The organism is Pedococcus sp. NPDC057267 (assembly GCF_042668795.1).
Lineage (GTDB): Bacteria > Actinomycetota > Actinomycetes > Actinomycetales > Dermatophilaceae > Pedococcus.
On record NZ_JBHUYG010000011.1, the window covers coordinates 1 to 15,835 of the forward strand.

General features: G+C 73.5%; 17 protein-coding genes. 6 read left to right on the top strand and 11 right to left on the bottom strand.

What is annotated here, in order from left to right; genetic code table 11:
- The first annotated feature begins 166 nt into the window (after positions 1–166).
- The 4 genes from ACFUC1_RS04290 (at position 167) to ACFUC1_RS04305 (ending at position 2,912) form a co-directional block, all read left to right on the top strand.
- Positions 167–1,390: a sensor histidine kinase gene (locus ACFUC1_RS04290; protein ID WP_379116961.1), complete on the top strand. Its 1,224-nt coding sequence runs from the start codon at positions 167–169 to the stop codon at positions 1,388–1,390.
- Positions 1,387–2,055, top strand: a complete 669-nt coding sequence (locus ACFUC1_RS04295) for a response regulator (protein WP_379116963.1) — start codon at positions 1,387–1,389, stop codon at positions 2,053–2,055. The genes ACFUC1_RS04290 and ACFUC1_RS04295 overlap by 4 nt, the downstream gene beginning before the upstream one ends.
- A 119-nt stretch (positions 2,056–2,174) precedes the next feature.
- Positions 2,175–2,474 (top strand): SHOCT domain-containing protein, encoded by a 300-nt coding sequence (locus ACFUC1_RS04300; RefSeq protein ID WP_379116965.1) that lies wholly within the window; start codon positions 2,175–2,177, stop codon positions 2,472–2,474.
- A gap of 81 nt (positions 2,475–2,555) precedes the next feature.
- The gene (locus ACFUC1_RS04305; RefSeq protein ID WP_310152784.1) at positions 2,556–2,912 is read left to right on the top strand and encodes an SPW repeat protein; all 357 of its coding nucleotides are present in this window, start codon (positions 2,556–2,558) and stop codon (positions 2,910–2,912) included.
- Positions 2,913–2,957: 45 nt separating this feature from the next.
- On the opposite strand, the gene ACFUC1_RS04310 is transcribed toward ACFUC1_RS04305, so the two are convergent.
- From ACFUC1_RS04310 to ACFUC1_RS04335, 6 genes are all read right to left on the bottom strand, one after another.
- Entirely contained in the window at positions 2,958–3,353 is a 396-nt protein-coding gene (locus ACFUC1_RS04310; protein WP_379116967.1) for a hypothetical protein, read from the bottom strand.
- A gap of 34 nt (positions 3,354–3,387) precedes the next feature.
- A complete protein-coding gene (locus ACFUC1_RS04315; protein WP_379116969.1) occupies positions 3,388–3,807 on the bottom strand; it encodes a DUF779 domain-containing protein in 420 nt (139 codons plus the stop codon).
- A 4-nt stretch (positions 3,808–3,811) separates the two neighbouring features.
- The gene (locus tag ACFUC1_RS04320) at positions 3,812–5,335 is read right to left on the bottom strand and encodes an aldehyde dehydrogenase family protein (protein ID WP_379116971.1); all 1,524 of its coding nucleotides are present in this window, start codon (positions 5,333–5,335) and stop codon (positions 3,812–3,814) included.
- 104 nt (positions 5,336–5,439) lie between these two features.
- On the bottom strand, positions 5,440–6,651 hold the full coding sequence (locus ACFUC1_RS04325) for a GAF domain-containing protein (protein WP_379116973.1): 1,212 nt from the start codon (positions 6,649–6,651) through the stop codon (positions 5,440–5,442).
- Positions 6,652–6,754: 103 nt separating this feature from the next.
- Positions 6,755–7,318, bottom strand: a complete 564-nt coding sequence (locus tag ACFUC1_RS04330) for a LytR C-terminal domain-containing protein (RefSeq protein ID WP_379116975.1) — start codon at positions 7,316–7,318, stop codon at positions 6,755–6,757.
- A 39-nt stretch (positions 7,319–7,357) separates the two neighbouring features.
- The gene (locus ACFUC1_RS04335) at positions 7,358–7,654 is read right to left on the bottom strand and encodes a type II toxin-antitoxin system VapB family antitoxin (protein ID WP_379116977.1); all 297 of its coding nucleotides are present in this window, start codon (positions 7,652–7,654) and stop codon (positions 7,358–7,360) included.
- 79 nt (positions 7,655–7,733) lie between these two features.
- Between ACFUC1_RS04335 and ACFUC1_RS04340 the strand changes: the two genes are divergently transcribed.
- Entirely contained in the window at positions 7,734–9,323 is a 1,590-nt protein-coding gene (locus tag ACFUC1_RS04340; RefSeq protein ID WP_379116980.1) for a helicase HerA-like domain-containing protein, read from the top strand.
- Positions 9,324–9,349: 26 nt separating this feature from the next.
- Here the strand turns inward: ACFUC1_RS04340 and ACFUC1_RS04345 are convergent, their stop codons facing one another.
- On the bottom strand, positions 9,350–10,462 hold the full coding sequence (locus ACFUC1_RS04345) for a carbohydrate kinase family protein (RefSeq protein WP_379116982.1): 1,113 nt from the start codon (positions 10,460–10,462) through the stop codon (positions 9,350–9,352).
- A 140-nt stretch (positions 10,463–10,602) separates the two neighbouring features.
- Between ACFUC1_RS04345 and ACFUC1_RS04350 the strand changes: the two genes are divergently transcribed.
- A complete protein-coding gene (locus ACFUC1_RS04350; RefSeq protein WP_379116984.1) occupies positions 10,603–11,940 on the top strand; it encodes a 6-phospho-beta-glucosidase in 1,338 nt (445 codons plus the stop codon).
- 18 nt (positions 11,941–11,958) lie between these two features.
- Here the strand turns inward: ACFUC1_RS04350 and ACFUC1_RS04355 are convergent, their stop codons facing one another.
- Genes ACFUC1_RS04355 through ACFUC1_RS04370 form a run of 4 tightly spaced genes read right to left on the bottom strand, consistent with a single transcriptional unit; the run spans position 11,959 to position 15,764 of the window.
- Positions 11,959–12,882: an AEC family transporter gene (locus ACFUC1_RS04355; protein WP_379116986.1), complete on the bottom strand. Its 924-nt coding sequence runs from the start codon at positions 12,880–12,882 to the stop codon at positions 11,959–11,961.
- Between the two features lie 10 nt (positions 12,883–12,892).
- Positions 12,893–14,797, bottom strand: a complete 1,905-nt coding sequence (locus ACFUC1_RS04360) for a propionyl-CoA synthetase (RefSeq protein WP_379116987.1) — start codon at positions 14,795–14,797, stop codon at positions 12,893–12,895.
- Entirely contained in the window at positions 14,794–15,204 is a 411-nt protein-coding gene (locus ACFUC1_RS04365) for a VOC family protein (RefSeq protein ID WP_379116989.1), read from the bottom strand. Before ACFUC1_RS04365 ends, ACFUC1_RS04360 begins: the two co-directional genes overlap by 4 nt.
- Before the next feature lie 5 nt (positions 15,205–15,209).
- On the bottom strand, positions 15,210–15,764 hold the full coding sequence (locus tag ACFUC1_RS04370; protein WP_379116992.1) for a hypothetical protein: 555 nt from the start codon (positions 15,762–15,764) through the stop codon (positions 15,210–15,212).
- Positions 15,765–15,835: the final 71 nt, after the last annotated feature.

The following is a 15,835-nucleotide window of genomic DNA, read 5'->3' on the forward strand; positions in this document are numbered from 1 at the left end:
GCGCGGCGAGGAACGAGCCGGGACCCGCGCGACGTCTCCCTCCGCCATCGGGGAACGAGACACCGTCCGCCGGGAGGCGAGGCCCCCGGCATACGCCCCGGGGAGTAGGCGGCGCTGCCGCCTGCGGGCGACGCCTCGACGCACCCACCGCTCGTACGCTGGCGGCATGACCGCGCGCGACCCGCTGCCGTGGGGTCCCCCGTGGGCGCGGGGCCGCGCGCACTGGGGGTATGCCGGGCCGCCGCCGGCCGCGCGCGCGCTCTTCGTGGTCGTCGCTGCGCTGGTGCAGGTCGGCGGCACCTTCGGTGCCGCTCACGGCCAGCCGGACCGGCACCGCGTCGACGCCCTCGGCGTGGTCCTCCTGATCGTGGGGCCGGTCGCGCTGCCCTTCGTCGCGAGGCGTCCCCGCGCCGTGACTGCCGTGGTCGCCGTGGCGACGGGGACGTTCCTCGGGCTCGGCTACCCGTACGGACCGGTGTTCCTGAGCCTCGCGGTCACGCTGGTCGCCGCCGTCGTGAAGGGACACCGGGGGACCGCCTGGCTCGCCGCGCTCGTCGTCGTGGGGGCCGACGCGGCCGGGCGCCTCCTCGGGGGGCGCGGTTCCTGGTCCTGGGCCGCGCTGGCCGGTGAGGTGGCCTGGCTCCTCGTGCTCCTGTCCGTCGGCGAGCTCGTGCGCGGCCGGGCGGAGCGCGCGGCCTCGTTCCGGCAGGCCGCCCAGGAGCGGCGTCGGCGGCAGGCGGGGGAGGAGCGATTGCGGATCGCCCAGGAGCTGCACGACGTCGTCGCCCACCACATGTCGCTCATCAACGTCCAGGCCGGGGTCGCCCTCCACCTGGCCGACCGGCGGCCGGAGGCCGTCGAGCCCGCGCTGCGCGCGATCCGCGACGCGAGCAAGGAGGCCCTGACCGAGCTGCGCTCGCTCGTCGACGTGCTCCGGGACCCCGACCGCCCGGCTCCCCTGTCCCCGGTCGCGACCCTGTCCGCCCTCGACGACATGGTCGAGCGCGCGGGCCACGCCGGCCTGCAGGTGCGCAAGACCGTCGACGGCCCCGCCCGGCCGGTCCCCGCTGCGGTCGAGCTGGCGGCGACGCGCATCGTGCAGGAGGCGGTCACGAACGTCGTCCGGCACGCCGGGGCCCACCACGCGGAGGTCCGGCTCCTCTACGGTGAGGACGTGCTCGGGGTGCGGGTCGACGACGACGGCCACGGGGGTGTTGAGGACTCCGAGTCGTTGGTGGGCAACGGGATCCGCGGCATGCGCGAGCGCGCCTCCGCCCTCGGCGGGAGCCTGGTCACAGGCCCGTCGCCCCTGGGCGGCACGCGGGTGGACGCAGTGCTGCCGACGGGTGCGACCCAGGGCGACGACACCGCCGTCAGGAGGGCGCCGTGATCCGGGTGGTGCTCGCCGACGACCAGGCCCTGCTCCGCGCGGGCATCCGGGCCCTGCTCGACGCCGAGGACGACATCGAGGTGGTGGGCGAGGCGTCCGACGGGGCGGAAGCCGTCGAGGTCGTCCGCCGCACCGCACCGGACGTCGTGCTCATGGACATCCGGATGCCGCGCACGGACGGGCTCGCGGCGACCCGGGCCATCACGCAGGACCCCGCCACCTCGGCCACGCGAGTGGTCGTGCTCACGACCTTCGACCTCGACGAGTACGTCTTCGAGGCGGTCCGCATCGGCGCGAGTGGGTTCCTCGTCAAGGACACCGAGCCGCAGGAGCTGCTGCGCGGCATCCGGGCGGTTGCCTCCGGTGACGCGCTGCTCTCGCCCGGGGTGACGAGGCGCCTCATCGGCGAGTTCGCGACGAGGAGCCGGCCGGCAGCGGTGCGCGCCGACCTCGAGGTCCTCACCGAGCGCGAGCGGGAGGTCGTGGCGCTCGTCGGGGAGGGCCTGTCCAACGACGAGATCGCCGCCCGGCTGTTCCTCAGCCCGGCGACAGCCAAGACCCACGTCAGCAGGTCGATGGTCAAGCTGCAGGTGCGCGACCGCGCCCAGCTCGTCGTCCTGGCCTACGAGAGCGGCCTGGTCCGCCCCGGCTGGTCGCACGGCTGAGGACGGGCGCCCCGGCATACCCCGCCGGAGGTAGGTGAGGTGTCGCCCGCGGAGGGATTCGCCGGGAGCCGCGCCGTCGAAGGATGGAGACATCATCCGATCCGACCAAGGAGCACACCATGGGCACCGCCCTCTCCGCCGCAGCCCTCCCCGCCACGACCCTCGCCGCCAACGGCCACTGGAACGGACCCGGCCCGTGGTGGCCGGTCTTCCCGCTCGTGTGGCTGCTGTTCGTCATCGCGCTGTTCGCGACCTTCGGCTTCCTCGGCCGACGGCGTTGGGCGCGCTTCCACGCCCAGTCCGGCCAGCGGGCCGGCGAGTCCCGGCTGGCCGAGCGCTACGCGGCCGGCGAGATCGACGAGCAGGAGTACGAGCGGCGCCTCGCCACCCTGCAGCGCCTGGGGTCCCGGGACCGTTGACCGGGGTGCCCGGCGGGCAGACGATGGAGGTGTCAGGTCCGCCACGGATCGACGGACCACGTCTCCACAGAGGTGGTTGACATGAGAAACCGGATGCACCCGCAGGACATCATCCCGCTCGTGGTCGGCATCTACGCCGCACTGGCCCCCATCTGGACCACGACGACGACCAAGGCGACCTGGACCATGGTCGTCCTCGGCGCGGTCACCGCGGTCCTCGCACTCGTCGAGATGTTCCGTCCCGACATGATGAGCGTCGAGGGGCTCATGGCGGTCATGGGTGTGCTGTTCTTCATCGCCCCGTGGGTGATGGGGTTCTCGGACCTGCGTGCCATGTCCTGGACGGCATGGATCGCCGGCGTCGTCACCGTCGTCATCGGTGCCGCCGACCTGCAGGTCACGCGCAGCCACCGCGGAGGCATGGCGGCCCAGCACTGACCACCCAGTGGTGCTGCGCAGCGCCGCCGGCGGATGCGCAGCACCTCAGGTGAAGCTGAGCAGCGCCAGCGCGTAGGCACACTCGACGTCCGCGTCGCGGAACGTGGCGTGCCCGGCATCGGGGTCGACGACGTCCACCACCCAGGCGTCGTCCTCGCGGCGCAGGGTGGTGAGCCGGTCACCGAGCAGCTCGCGCAGCTGGTCCTCGCGCGGCAGCCACAGCGCCGTGTCGAGGGTGACCGAGTCGAGCGCCCACTCCGTCGTGCCGTTGAACCCCAGCAGCGGCTGGCCGTGGAACGTGTGCACGTCGATGGTCAGGTGGCTGATCCAGAAGACCTCGCCGACGACGTTGGGCTGGTCGATGGTGAACCGGTCGCCGGGGGCCGGCTCCCACAGCACGCCGGCCTCCACCAGCTGCCGGGCGAGCTCGACCGTGATCATGGTCCGAGCCTACGTCCGAGGTCCGGCCGGTGCCTCAGAGCAGGTCGAACGCCTCCAGCTCGCCCTCGGTCATCAGCCGCGAGCGGATGAGGAAGCGCACCCCCTCGGGCGCCTCCACTGAGAACCCGCTGCCGCGACCGGCGACGACGTCCACGGTCAGGTGGGTGTGCTTCCAGTACTCGTACTGCGCGGCCGACATCCAGAACCCGACCGGCTCGGGGACGCCGTCGACCGCGAGGTCGCCGAGGTGGACGTCGGCGTTGCCGGTGAGGAAGTCCCCTCGCGGGTAGCACATGGGGGCGCTGCCGTCGCAGCACCCGCCCGACTGGTGGAACATCAGCGGGCCGTGCCTGGCGGTGAGGCGGCGGAGGAGGTCCGCCGCCCCACCGGTCAGGTCGACCCGGGTGGGCCGTGTGCCCGACTGGGCGGGCGTCGGCACCTCGGGTGTCGTCATCGGCCTAGAAGAAGCCGAGCGCGTCGGGCGAGTAGGAGACCAGGAGGTTCTTGGTCTGCTGGTAGTGGTCCAGCATCATCTTGTGGTTCTCCCGGCCGATGCCGGACTGCTTGTAGCCACCGAACGCGGCGTGGGCCGGGTACTGGTGGTAGCAGTTCGTCCACACGCGGCCGGCCTTGATGGCGCGGCCGACCCGGTAGGCGCGCGAGCCGTCCCGGGTCCACACGCCGGCCCCGAGCCCGTAGAGCGTGTCGTTGGCGATCGCGAGGGCGTCCGCCTCGTCGGAGAAGCCGGTGAGCGACACGACGGGACCGAAGATCTCCTCCTGGAAGATCCGCATGTCGTTCGTGCCCTCGAAGACCGTGGGCGTCACGTAGTAGCCCCCGGCGAGGTCGCCGTCGAGCACGTTGCGCTCGCCGCCGGTGAGGACCTTCGCGCCCTCCTGCCGGCCGATGTCGATGTAGGACAGGATCTTCTCGAGCTGGTCGTTGCTCGCCTGCGCGCCGATCATGGTGTCGGTGTCCAGCGGGTTGCCCTGCCTCACCCTGGCCACCCGGTCGAGGGCGTCACCGACGAAGTCGGAGTAGATGGACCGCTGCACCAGGGCCCGCGACGGGCACGTGCACACCTCGCCCTGGTTGAGCGCGAACATCGTGAAGCCCTCGAGCGCCTTGTCGTAGAAGGCGTCCGAGTCGGTGGCGACGTCCTCGAAGAAGATGTTCGGGCTCTTGCCGCCGAGCTCGAGCGTCACGGGGATGATGTTCTGGCTGGCGTACTGCATGATCAGCCGGCCGGTCGTGGTCTCCCCGGTGAACGCGACCTTGGCGACGCGCGGCGAGGACGCGAGGGGCTTGCCGGCCTCGACCCCGAAGCCGTTGACGACGTTGACGACGCCGGCGGGCAGCAGGTCGCCGATGAGCTCGATGACCTTGAGGATCGACCACGGCGTCTGCTCGGCCGGCTTGAGGACCACGGCGTTGCCCGCTGCCAGCGCCGGTGCGAGCTTCCACGTCGCCATGAGGATCGGGAAGTTCCACGGGATGATCTGCGCGACGACGCCGAGCGGCTCGTGGAAGTGGTACGCGACGGTGTCGGCGTCGATCTCCGAGCTCGACCCCTCCTGGCCGCGCAGCACGCCCGCGAAGTACCGGAAGTGGTCGACCGCGAGCGGCAGGTCGGCAGCCAGGGTCTCGCGCACCGGCTTGCCGTTGTCCCACGTCTCGGCGACGGCCAGCATCTCGAGGTTCTGCTCGAGCCGGTCGGCGATCCGGTTGAGGACCAGCGCCCGCTCGGCGAGGCTGGTGCGACCCCACGCCGGTGCTGCTGCGTGCGCGGCGTCGAGCGCGGCCTCGATGTCCTCGGCCGTGCCCCGGCCGACCTCGGTGAACGCCCTGCCGTTGACCGGCGAGAGGTCCTCGAAGTAGTCGCCCTTCTTGGGCTCGACCCAGTTGCCGCCGATGAAGTGCCCGTACCGCGGCTCGACCGAGACCAGCGAGCCCTCGGTGCCGGGGGGTGCGTAGACCGTCATGGTGGTTCTCCCAACGTCCTTGGTGGTGCCCCGTCAGCGGGGTGTGCAGAACGCTAGGAACGGCAACGTTGCGACCACGTTGCACGGGCGGCGGCGTATGCCGGTCAGCCGGCTCCCAGCTCGCGGTCGAGGCGTGCGACCTGGCCGGCGACGAGCGGTCTCAGCGGCGAGGAGGGCGTGAGCGCCGCGAGCTGCGCCGTCCACATCTCGTAGTCGTCGGCACCCCAGGCCGAGCGGGTCCACGTCGACATCAGGTCGGGCTCACGACTGGCCAGGACCGCTCGCCGCAGCGAGCCCTCGACGCTGCGCCGCACCCGCACGACGCCGGGCGCCGTGGAAGACGGCAGCACCGGGCCGCGGTAGGCCCGCACCGCGGAGGCGACGTCGCCCGCGGCCAGGTGCGCCTCCACGGCCAGCCAGTCCGCCGCCACCTCGGCCGTCAGCCGGTAGGGCCGGGAGGCGAGCAGGTCCTCCCCGAGCAGGCTGCGCAGACGGTTGAGCTCTGCCCGCAGGGTGGAGGGCGAGACGTCCTCCTCGTACAGCAGCACGGCGAGCTCGTCGCCCGACATGCCCCGCGGGGTCGAGGCGAGCAGCAGGACGATCTCGCCGTGGCGGCGGCTGAGCCGCACCGTCCGGCGCGAGTGGCGGCCGTCCTCGAGGACCAGGAGCGCCTCGTCACGGCCCAGCGCCTGCAGCCCGACACGGGTCCGCGAGGACGTCGCCGGGTCGGGCTCTGCGCCCCGGGCGAGCAGCTCCCGGGCCAGCTCGGCCTCCGCCATGCGAGCCGCCGCCCGCACCATCGCCATCGTCTGGGGCACGACGATCTGGGCGCCGCCCGTGATGTCGAGGACGCCGAGCAGCGAGGCGTCGGTGGGGTCGTGGATGGGCGTCGCCGCGCAGCTCCAGCGCTGTACGCTGCGGCGGAAGTGCTCGGCGCCCACGACGTTGACCGGCTGGTCCAGCGCGAGGGCCATCCCGGGGGCGTTGGTGCCCGACACGCGCTCGTCCCAGTTGCTGCCCTCGACGAACCCGATGCCCTCGGCCCGGCGCAGCACGCTCGGCGTCCCGCAGACCCACAGGAGCTGGCCGGAGGCGTCCGACACGGCCATGATCGCGTCGCACTCACGCGCCGCGCGGCCGAGCACGTCGTCGAGCAGGGGAAACACCTGCGCGAGGGGGTGCGCCTGACGCAGGTCGCGCAGGGCGTCCTCGGGGACCGTGATGGGCGCGTCGACGAGGCCGGTGTCGACTCCGGCCGCCGCCGAGCGCAGCCACGAGTCGGCGACCTGTGGCCGCACGGACGTCATGGGCTCCATGTCGGCAGTGTGAGGGGCCGGTGGCCGGGTGTCACGAGGCGTCTCGGCTGGCGGCGCCGGGCGGCCGAGCGGCGGGTGCCCGGCCGGGGGACCGGGACGGGAGTCAGCAGGCGGTGGACGGCGTCGCCGTGCCGCCCTTGGTCGGGGTGGCACCCTTCGTCGCGGTCGACGTGGGGACCTGCTTCACCGGGGGCGCGAGTGCCTTGTACGTCGCGCCGAGCACGAGGTCGACCGAGGAGTCGTTGCGCGCGTCCTGCACCCCCTTGGCCCCCTTGACCAGCTGCAGCACGAGCGCCGCCTCCTTCTTCCCGCTCGGCCCGTAGCGGACCTCGGCCGGGCCGGTGACCTTCTTCTGCAGCGGGTCGTTCGAGACGGTCGCGACGAGGAAGCCGCGCTTGCGCACCTCCGCCGCCGTCTTCTTGGCGAGGCCGTCGCGGGTGGTCGCGTTGTAGACGTTGACCGTCACGTCCGCCGGTTGCGGGGCCGTCGCGGCGGTGGTGCAGACCGGCCTGGGTGCAGCGCGCCGGGTGTTGTCGGACCGGTAGTAGGAGTACGCGTACCAGAAGGCGAAGAACAGCATGAGCGCGACGAGCCCGAGCGTGATGAGGGCACGACGGCGGCGGGCGCGGCGGGCGTCCGACGGCGCCCCCGCCTCGACGTAGCTCACCCCACCACCTCCGCCCGGTCCCGGACTGCTGCCGTGGGGTCAGTCAAGCACGAGGACGCGGGCGTGGAGAGTAGGTCGCTGCTGGAGTGCCGCCCGCAGCGCGCGGTGCAGGCCGTCCTCGAGGTACAGGTCGCCGTGCCACTCGACGACGTGGGCGAACAGGTCGCCGTAGAAGGTCGAGTCCTCGGCGAGCAGCTGGCCGAGGTCGAGGGTCCGCTTCGTGGTGATGAGCTCCTCGAGGCGCACCATGCGCGGGGGCACGTCGGCCCAGTCCCTGGGGGTCTGCTTGCCGTGGTCCGGGTACGGACGTCCTTCGCCCACCTTCTTGAAGATCACCGAGACACCCTATGCGCGCAGCCCCGAGCGCGCCTTCGATGACCGCGCCGGGTGCGGCCACCCGCACTAGAGTGCCGGGGTGACCGACAGTGCGGCGGGGAAGTCCGAGTCGTCCACCCAGCTCGACGAGATCCGGGCCGGGTACGCGTTCGAGGGAGGGGCGCTGCTGTTCGGAGCGGCCGTCATCGACGGGACCGCGCACCCGGACGCGCCCGTGAAGGTCCCCCTCGCGACGCTCAACCGGCACGGGCTCGTGGCCGGGGCGACCGGCACCGGCAAGACGAAGACGCTGCAGCTCATGGCCGAGCAGCTCTCGGGCCAGGGTGTCCCGGTCTTCCTCGCCGACATCAAGGGCGACCTGTCCGGCATGGCCACCGCGGGGCAGTCGAACGACCGGGTCGCGGCGCGTGCCAAGGAGGTCGGGCAGGACTGGGTCGGCACGGCATACCCCACCGAGTTCCTCTCGCTGGGAGGGATGGGCAAGGGCATCCCGATCCGCGCCACGATCACGTCGTTCGGCCCGACGCTGCTCTCGAAGGTGTTGGGGCTCAACGACACCCAGGAGTCCAGCCTGGGCCTGGTCTTCCACTACGCCGACAAGAACGGGCTCGCGCTGCTCGACATCAAGGACCTGCGCGAGGTCGTCTCGTTCCTCACGTCCGACGAGGGCAAGGCCGACCTCAAGGAGCTCGGCGGCCTGTCGTCGGCCACCGCGGGCGTCATCCTGCGCGAGCTGGTCGCGTTCTCCGACCAGGGTGCCGACGCGTTCTTCGGCGAGCCCGAGTTCGACACCCGGGACCTGCTGCGGACGGCGGCCGACGGCAAGGGCCTCGTCACGTGCCTGGAGCTGCCGGCGGTCCAGGACCGGCCGGCGCTGTTCTCGACGTTCCTCATGTGGCTGCTCGCCGACCTGTTCCACGACCTGCCCGAGATCGGTGACGCCGACAAGCCGAAGCTCGTCTTCTTCTTCGACGAGGCGCACCTGCTCTTCCAGGACGCGAGCAAGGCGTTCCTCACCGCGATCGAGCAGACGGTGCGCCTCATCCGGTCCAAGGGGGTCGGTGTCTTCTTCGTGACGCAGAGCCCCAAGGACGTGCCGAGCGGGGTGCTGGCCCAGCTCGGGAACCGGGTGCAGCACGCGCTACGCGCCTACACGCCCGAGGACGCCAAGGCCCTCAAGGCGGCCGTGTCGACCTACCCCCACAGCGGCTACGACCTCGAGGAGCTGCTCACCTCCCTCGGCACCGGTGAGGCGGTCGTGACCGTCCTGTCCGAGAGGGGCGCCCCCACGCCGGTCGCGTGGACGCGGATGATCGCACCGCAGTCGCTGATGGCCCCCTCGGACGACGCGACGGTCGATGCGCTCGTCGCCGGGTCCCCGCTCGCCCCCAAGTACGCCACCGCCGTCGACCGCGAGTCCGCCTACGAGAAGCTGCGCGCGCGGCTCGAGCAGGCCCCTGCCGCCCCGCCGGCGGCTCCCGCTCCGCAGCAGGCGCCAGCGCCCGCGCCGTCTCCCGGCCGGGCCCCGCGGCCCGCGAAGGAGCAGCCCGGGATCGTCGAGCAGGTCGTGACGTCGAGCGCGTTCAAGTCCGCCCTGCGCTCGGCCGGCACGGTCATCGGCCGCGAGATCACGCGGTCGCTGTTCGGGACGGCCCGCCGCTCGCGGTAGCCGCCCCCGCCGCTCCCTCGGGGCCCTCAGGCGTCGGAGCGCCGGGCGATCGTCGCCACCGCGCGGTGCACCGCCCCTGCGGGGGTCGCGGGCACGAGGTCCTCGAGGAAGGCGAAGCGCCGGCGCACCGACAGGGCCTCGGCCGTCGTGCCGTGGTCGCGCACGCGGTGCCACCAGTCGGCGATGTCGCCCCAGCCCGGGGCGGCCAGCGACCCGCCGAACTCCTGCACCGCCAGGGCGGAGCAGAGGCTGGCGAAGTTGAGCCGCTGCACGAGCGGCCAGCCCGCCAGCGTCCCCAGCGTGACGGCGGCGTCGAACACGTCGCCGGCACCCGTCGGGTCGATCGCGTTGACGCGCAGCCCCGGCACTGCGACCTCCTCGCCGGTGAGGTTGTCGATCGCGAGGGCGCCGTCCTTGCCGTTGGTCACCACGGCGAGGGGCACCTTGTCGGCCAGGCAGTAGAGCGCGTCCTGGGCGGTCTCGGTGCGGGTGTAGGCCATGGCCTCGACGGCGTTCGGCAGGAAGGCGTGGCAGCTCTGGAGCTGGTCGAGCACCGTGGGGTCCCAGCGACCCGTGGCGTCCCACCCCACGTCGGCGAAGAGCAGCGCACCGTCCTTGTGTGCCTTGTCGGCCCACTCGCGGTCGGGGTGCCCGGCGCCGAGCGGCTCGTCGGCACGCAGGTCGAGGAGCACGGCACGCGCGCGCGGCGGCACGCCCATCATGGCCGTGGCCGACTCGGGGGCGTGGTGGCCGTGGGTGACCATCCGGCGCTCGCCCTGGACCGCGATGGACACCGTGACCGGCGAGTGCCAGCCCGTGTAGCGGCGCGACCTCGAGAGGTCGACCCCCTCCTGCTCCTCCAACGTGCGCCAGCAGAACTCGCCGTAGTCGTCGTCGCCGAAGGCGGCACCCAGAGCCGTCCTGAGGCCGAGGCGGGAGGCCGCGACGGCGAGGTTCGCGATGCCGCCGGGGGAGGAGCCCATGCCCTCGGCCCACACCTCGGTGCCGTTCTTGGGCATCGCGGACAGGCCGGTGAAGATGATGTCGAGGAACACCATCCCCTGGAGGAAGACGTCCACCTCGGGGTCCCCGTCGCCGCGCAGGTGTGCGAGCGGGTCGAAGACTCGGTCCGCGGACACGGCTGGCTCCCTCCTCGTGGCCGCGACCCTGCCCGCCGTCCCGGGCTGGTGCCGTCGCGGTCGTCCCGCCATGGTGTCGCGGCGGCTGCGAGCGGTGCAACCGGCATTCGGCCGAGGCCCGGCTCGGTAGCCTGCTCCGGGTGAGGCTGACCATCCTCGGCGGCGGCGGGTTCCGCGTCCCCCTGGTGCACGGCGCGCTGCTGGCCGACCCCGAGCACCGGGTGGACGAGCTGCGGCTCCACGACCCCGACGCCGGTCGCCTCGCCGCCATCGTCGCGGTCCTGGAGCAGCAGGCGGCAGGGGCGGCGACTGCGCCGCGCCTGGTGGTGGCGCCGACGCTCGACGACGCCCTGCGCGGCACCGACGTGGTCTTCTCGGCGATGCGCGTCGGGGGTGTGCGCGGCCGCACGGTGGACGAGCGGGTGGCGCTGGACCTCGGCCTGCTCGGCCAGGAGACGACGGGTGCCGGCGGCGTGGCCTACGCCCTCCGCAGCGTCCCCGCGTCGCTGGAGGTGGCGCGGCGCGTGGCCGCCCTCGCCCCGGACGCCTGGGTCATCAACTTCACCAACCCCGCCGGGGTCGTCACCGAGGCCATGCAGACCGAGCTGGGCGACCGCGTCGTCGGCATCTGCGACTCGCCGGTCGCCCTGGCGCGCAGGGCGATGCGGGTGCTGGGGCTCGAACCCGCGGCGACGGTCGTCGACTACGTCGGGCTCAACCACCTCGGCTGGCTGCGGGGCCTGCACTCGGGCGGCACCGACCACCTGCCCCGGTTGCTCGCCGACGAGCGCCTGCTCGCGCGCACCGAGGAGGGCCGGCTGTTCGGCGCCCCGTGGCTGCGGGCCCTGGGCGCCGTCCCCAACGAGTACCTCTTCTACTACTACTTCACCCGGGAGGCGGTCGCCTCCCTCCGCGCGGCCGGGCAGACCCGCGGCGAGTTCCTGCGCGACCAGCAGGAGGCGTTCTACGCCGAGGTGGCCAGCACGCCCGCCGACGCCCTGGCCACGTGGCGGCGCGTGCGCGCCGAGCGTGACGCGACCTACCTGCAGGAGGCGCGCGCCGAGGGCGAGTCGCGGGACGAGCTCGACCTGGAGGGCGGCGGGTACGAGGGGGTCGCCCTGGCGCTCATGCGAGCCATTGGCGGTGGGGCGCCGGCCGAGCTGGTCCTCGACGTGCGGTCGGCCGGCGCGGTGCCCGGTATGCCGCAGGACGCCGTCGTCGAGGTGCCGTGCACCGTGGACTCCGGCGGCCCCCGCCCCCACCCCGTCGCCGAGCCGGAGGGGCACATGCTCGGGCTGATGCAGTCGGTCAAGGCGGTCGACCGGCTCGTCCTCGAGGCCGTCGTCGAGCGCTCGGAGGCGGCTGCGCTCAAGGCCTTCGCGCTGCACCCGCTCGTCGACTCGGTGACATCGGCGCGGGCGCTGCTCGACGCGCACCTCGCGCGGACACCGGAGCTCGCCGCGCTGTTCCGCCCCTGACGGACGGCGGTCGGCGCCCTAGCCCAGCCAGGCGGCGACGAGCAGGATGATCGGCACCGCGCCCACGGTCGTGACGAGGATGGTGTCGCGCGCCAGCACGGTGGCCCGCTGGTACCGCGTGGCGTGGACGAAGATGTTCTGCGCGGTCGGCAGGGCCGAGGTGACGACGATCGCCAGCAGCGCGTGCCCCGACACCCCGAGCAGCACGTCGGCGACGAACCACGCGACGAGCGGCTGCACCAGCATCTTCAGCGTCGAGGTCGTCACCAGCTCGGCCACCGACCCGGTGCGCCCGAGCCCCGGCCCGAGACGCAGCGCGATGCCGTACGCCACGAGCATGCTCGGCACCGCCATCGCCCCGAGCAGCGCGAGCGGGTCGGACACCGCGGCCGGCAGCGTCCACCCCGTGACCGACAGCAGCAGCCCGACCAGCGAGCCGACGGTCAGCGGGTTCCGCAGCGGCCGCAGGGCGAGCTCCCACCACCGCAGCCCACGCCCGCGGGCGTCGGCGTCGAGGACGCCCAGGGCGAGGGGCTGCAGGACCAGCAGCTGCAGGAGCAGGGTGGGCGCCACGAACGCCGCGTCGCCGAGGACGTAGCTCGCCACCGGGATGCCGAGGTTGCCCGCGTTGACGTATGCCGACGACAGCGCGCCGATGGTGGTGTCCCCCAGCGACCGTCGCCACACCAGCCGCGCCGGGACGACGTAGAGCACGACGGCCACGGCGATGCCGGCGAGCGAGGCCAGCAGGTTCGCCGACAGCACCTGGTGGACGTCCGCCCGGCCGAGGGTGCCGACCATGAGGGCCGGGCTGGCGACGAAGAAGGCGAGGCGCGACAGCACCTGCTGGGCGCCGGCGTCGACGATGCGCAGGTGGGCGAGCAGGGCGCCGACGGCGATGACGACGGCGATGGTCGCGAACCCGGTGAGTACCCCCTGCACGCCCGACAGGCTAGGACGGCGGCGCGAGGACGGGCGCGAGGCTGTCGAGGACCGAGGCGTCCTCGATCGTCCCGGGCACCTTGGCCGGCAGCCCGTCGGCCATCTCGCGCATCGTCTTGCGCAGGATCTTGCCGGAGCGGGTCTTGGGCAGCGCCGCCACGACGTCGACCCGTTGCAGCGAGGCGATCGCGCCGACCTCGTCGCGGACCCGCTGCATCAGCTCGGCCGCGACGGCGTCGGCCGAGCCCCTGTCGACGCCCGCCTTGAGCACGACGAGTGCTCGCGGCACCTGGCCCTTGAGGTCGTCGTGCACGCCGATGACCGCGCACTCGGCGACGGCGGGGTGACCGGCCAGGGCCGCCTCGATCGAGCCGGTCGACAGCCGGTGCCCGGCCACGTTGAGCACGTCGTCGGTGCGGCCCATGACGAAGAGGTACCCGTCCTCGTCGAGGAACCCGCCGTCGCCGGTGAGGTAGTACCCGTCGAACGCCGACAGGTACCCCGCGACGTAGCGGTCGTCGTCGCCCCACAGCGTCGGCAACGTCCCCGGCGGCAGCGGCAGCCGGATGCAGATCGCGCCCTCCTCGCCCGCGGGCACGGGGCGCCCGCCCTCGCCGAGGACCTCCACGGCATACCCGGGCACGGGCACGGTGGGGGAGCCGGGCTTGATCGGCATCGGCTCCAGCCCGCGCAGGTTCGCCGCGATGGGCCACCCGGTCTCGGTCTGCCACCAGTTGTCGACGACCGGCACGCCGAGCCGCTGCGTCGCCCACTCCCACGTGTCGGGGTCGAGGCGCTCACCGGCGAGGAACACCGTCTCCAGCGAGGACAGGTCGTACCCGGCCATGAGCGCGCCCTCCGGGTCGTCGCGCTTGATGGCGCGGTAGGCCGTCGGCGCGGTGAACATCGCCTTCACCCCGTACTCGGACACGACCCGCCAGAACGCCCCGGCATCCGGGGTGCCGACCGGCTTGCCCTCGTAGAGGACGGAGGTCGCCCCGGTGAGCAGCGGCGCGTAGACGATGTAGGAGTGGCCGACGACCCACCCGACGTCGCTCGCGGTGAACCACGTGTCGCCGGGCCCGATGCCGTAGACGTTGGTCATCGACCAGCGCAGGGCGACCGCGTGGCCGCCGTTGTCGCGGACGATGCCCTTGGGTCGGCCGGTGGTCCCCGACGTGTAGAGGATGTACAGCGGGTCGGTGGCGTCGACGTCGACGCAGTCCGCGGGCTCGGCGTCGGCGACGAGCTCGGCCCAGTCCATCTCCTCCCAGTCGGTGTCGCGCTCGCCGACCGCCGCCCGGGCCTGCTCGCGCTGCAGGACGACGACGGCCTCGGGCTTGTGGCTGCTGCGGTCGAGCGCGGCGTCGAGCAGCGGCTTGTACTCCACGACGCGGCTCGGCTCGATGCCGCAGCTGGCGGCGAGCACGACGACCGGCCGGGCGTCCTCGATCCGGGCGGCGAGCTCGGCCGGCGCGAACCCGCCGAAGACGACCGAGTGGACCGCGCCGATCCGCGCGCACGCGAGCATCGCGACCACGGCCTCCGGCACCATCGGCATGTAGACGACGACCCGGTCGCCCTTCCCCACGCCCAGGCTCGCCAGCGCGCCGGCGAACCTCGCCACCTCCTCGAGCAGGCCGGCATACGTCAGCGTGCGCTTCGTGCCCGTCACCGGGCTGTCGTAGTGGAGCGCCGGCTGGTCCCCCCGCCCGTCGCGCACGTGCCGGTCCAGGGCGTTGAAGCAGGTGTTGAGCCGGCCGCCGGGGAACCAGCGGTGGAACGGTGGGCGGTCGGAGTCGAGCACGCGCGGCGGAGGCGTGGTCCACTCGACCGCCCGTGCCGCCTCGGCCCAGAAGCCGTCGGGGTCCTGCAGGCTGCGCTGGTATGCCGCGGAGTAGGCGCCGGTGCTCATGGGCCCATGGTGGGTCGCCCGGCGCGGTCGCGCCAGAGGTTCGTGGCTGGTGGCGCCCAGCCGGGTCGCGGTACGAGGCAGAACGGGTGGCCGGCCGGGTCGGCGTACACGTGCCCGTCCCCGAGCGGTGTCGCCCCGAGCTCGACCGCCAGCCGACCCGTGACGTCCGGGTCGTCCGCCATGACGTCGACGTGGAGCTGCTGCGGCCTGGCCGGGTCGCCCCACACGGGGGGCTGGTGGTCCGGCGCGAGCTGGAAGGCCATGCCCGAGTGGTGGTCGTCGACGGCGACCACGACCCAGTCGTCGCTGGCGAAGGTGATCGGCAGACCCAGCAGGCCCGACCAGAACCGGGCCAGGCCGTGGGGGTCCCGGGTGTCCAGGACGACGTGGTGCAGGCGACCGGTCACGGGGCTCAGGGTTGCGGGGTGGTCTGGTAGCGGATCCAGGCGGAGGAGTCCGGGTGCCAGAGGCGCACCACCGCCCACACGCCGACGAGGAGGAGCACGACGGCGAGCACCTGGTGGAACAGCCCGGCGGTGGGCAGCAGGCCGCCGAAGAACACCCCGAGGGCCAGGACCAGCAGCAGGCAGGCCCCGATGCGGCCCCACTTCGAGCCGCGGGCCGTCACCCGGGACATCCAGAACCACAGCGCGGCGGCGAGCAGCCCGACCACCGTCGACACGGTCAGGGCCACGGTGACGAGCCGGTCGAGCTCCTCGGGTGTGGCGCCCCGGCCCTGCGTCGAGGCGGCCTGCGCGAAGGCGTCGCGAAGCGACCCCCGCGTCAGCCAGGCGCGGACGACCTCCACCAGGCTCAGGATCGCCCCGGCCTGCATGGCACGGACGGCCTCCACGGTCGCGGCCGGCGGGGTGAGGGGCGTCCCCGGTCGCCAGACCGCCCGCTCCGGGCGGCCGGAACCGGCCCCGTCGGGGCTGAGCACCCCACGCCACGAGATCTGTCGAGCCATCGCCTGCCGGTCCCTTCGCCGTCCCTGACGGCATCCTCCCTGCCGTGCGCCGGTGAGCCAACCCCGACCCC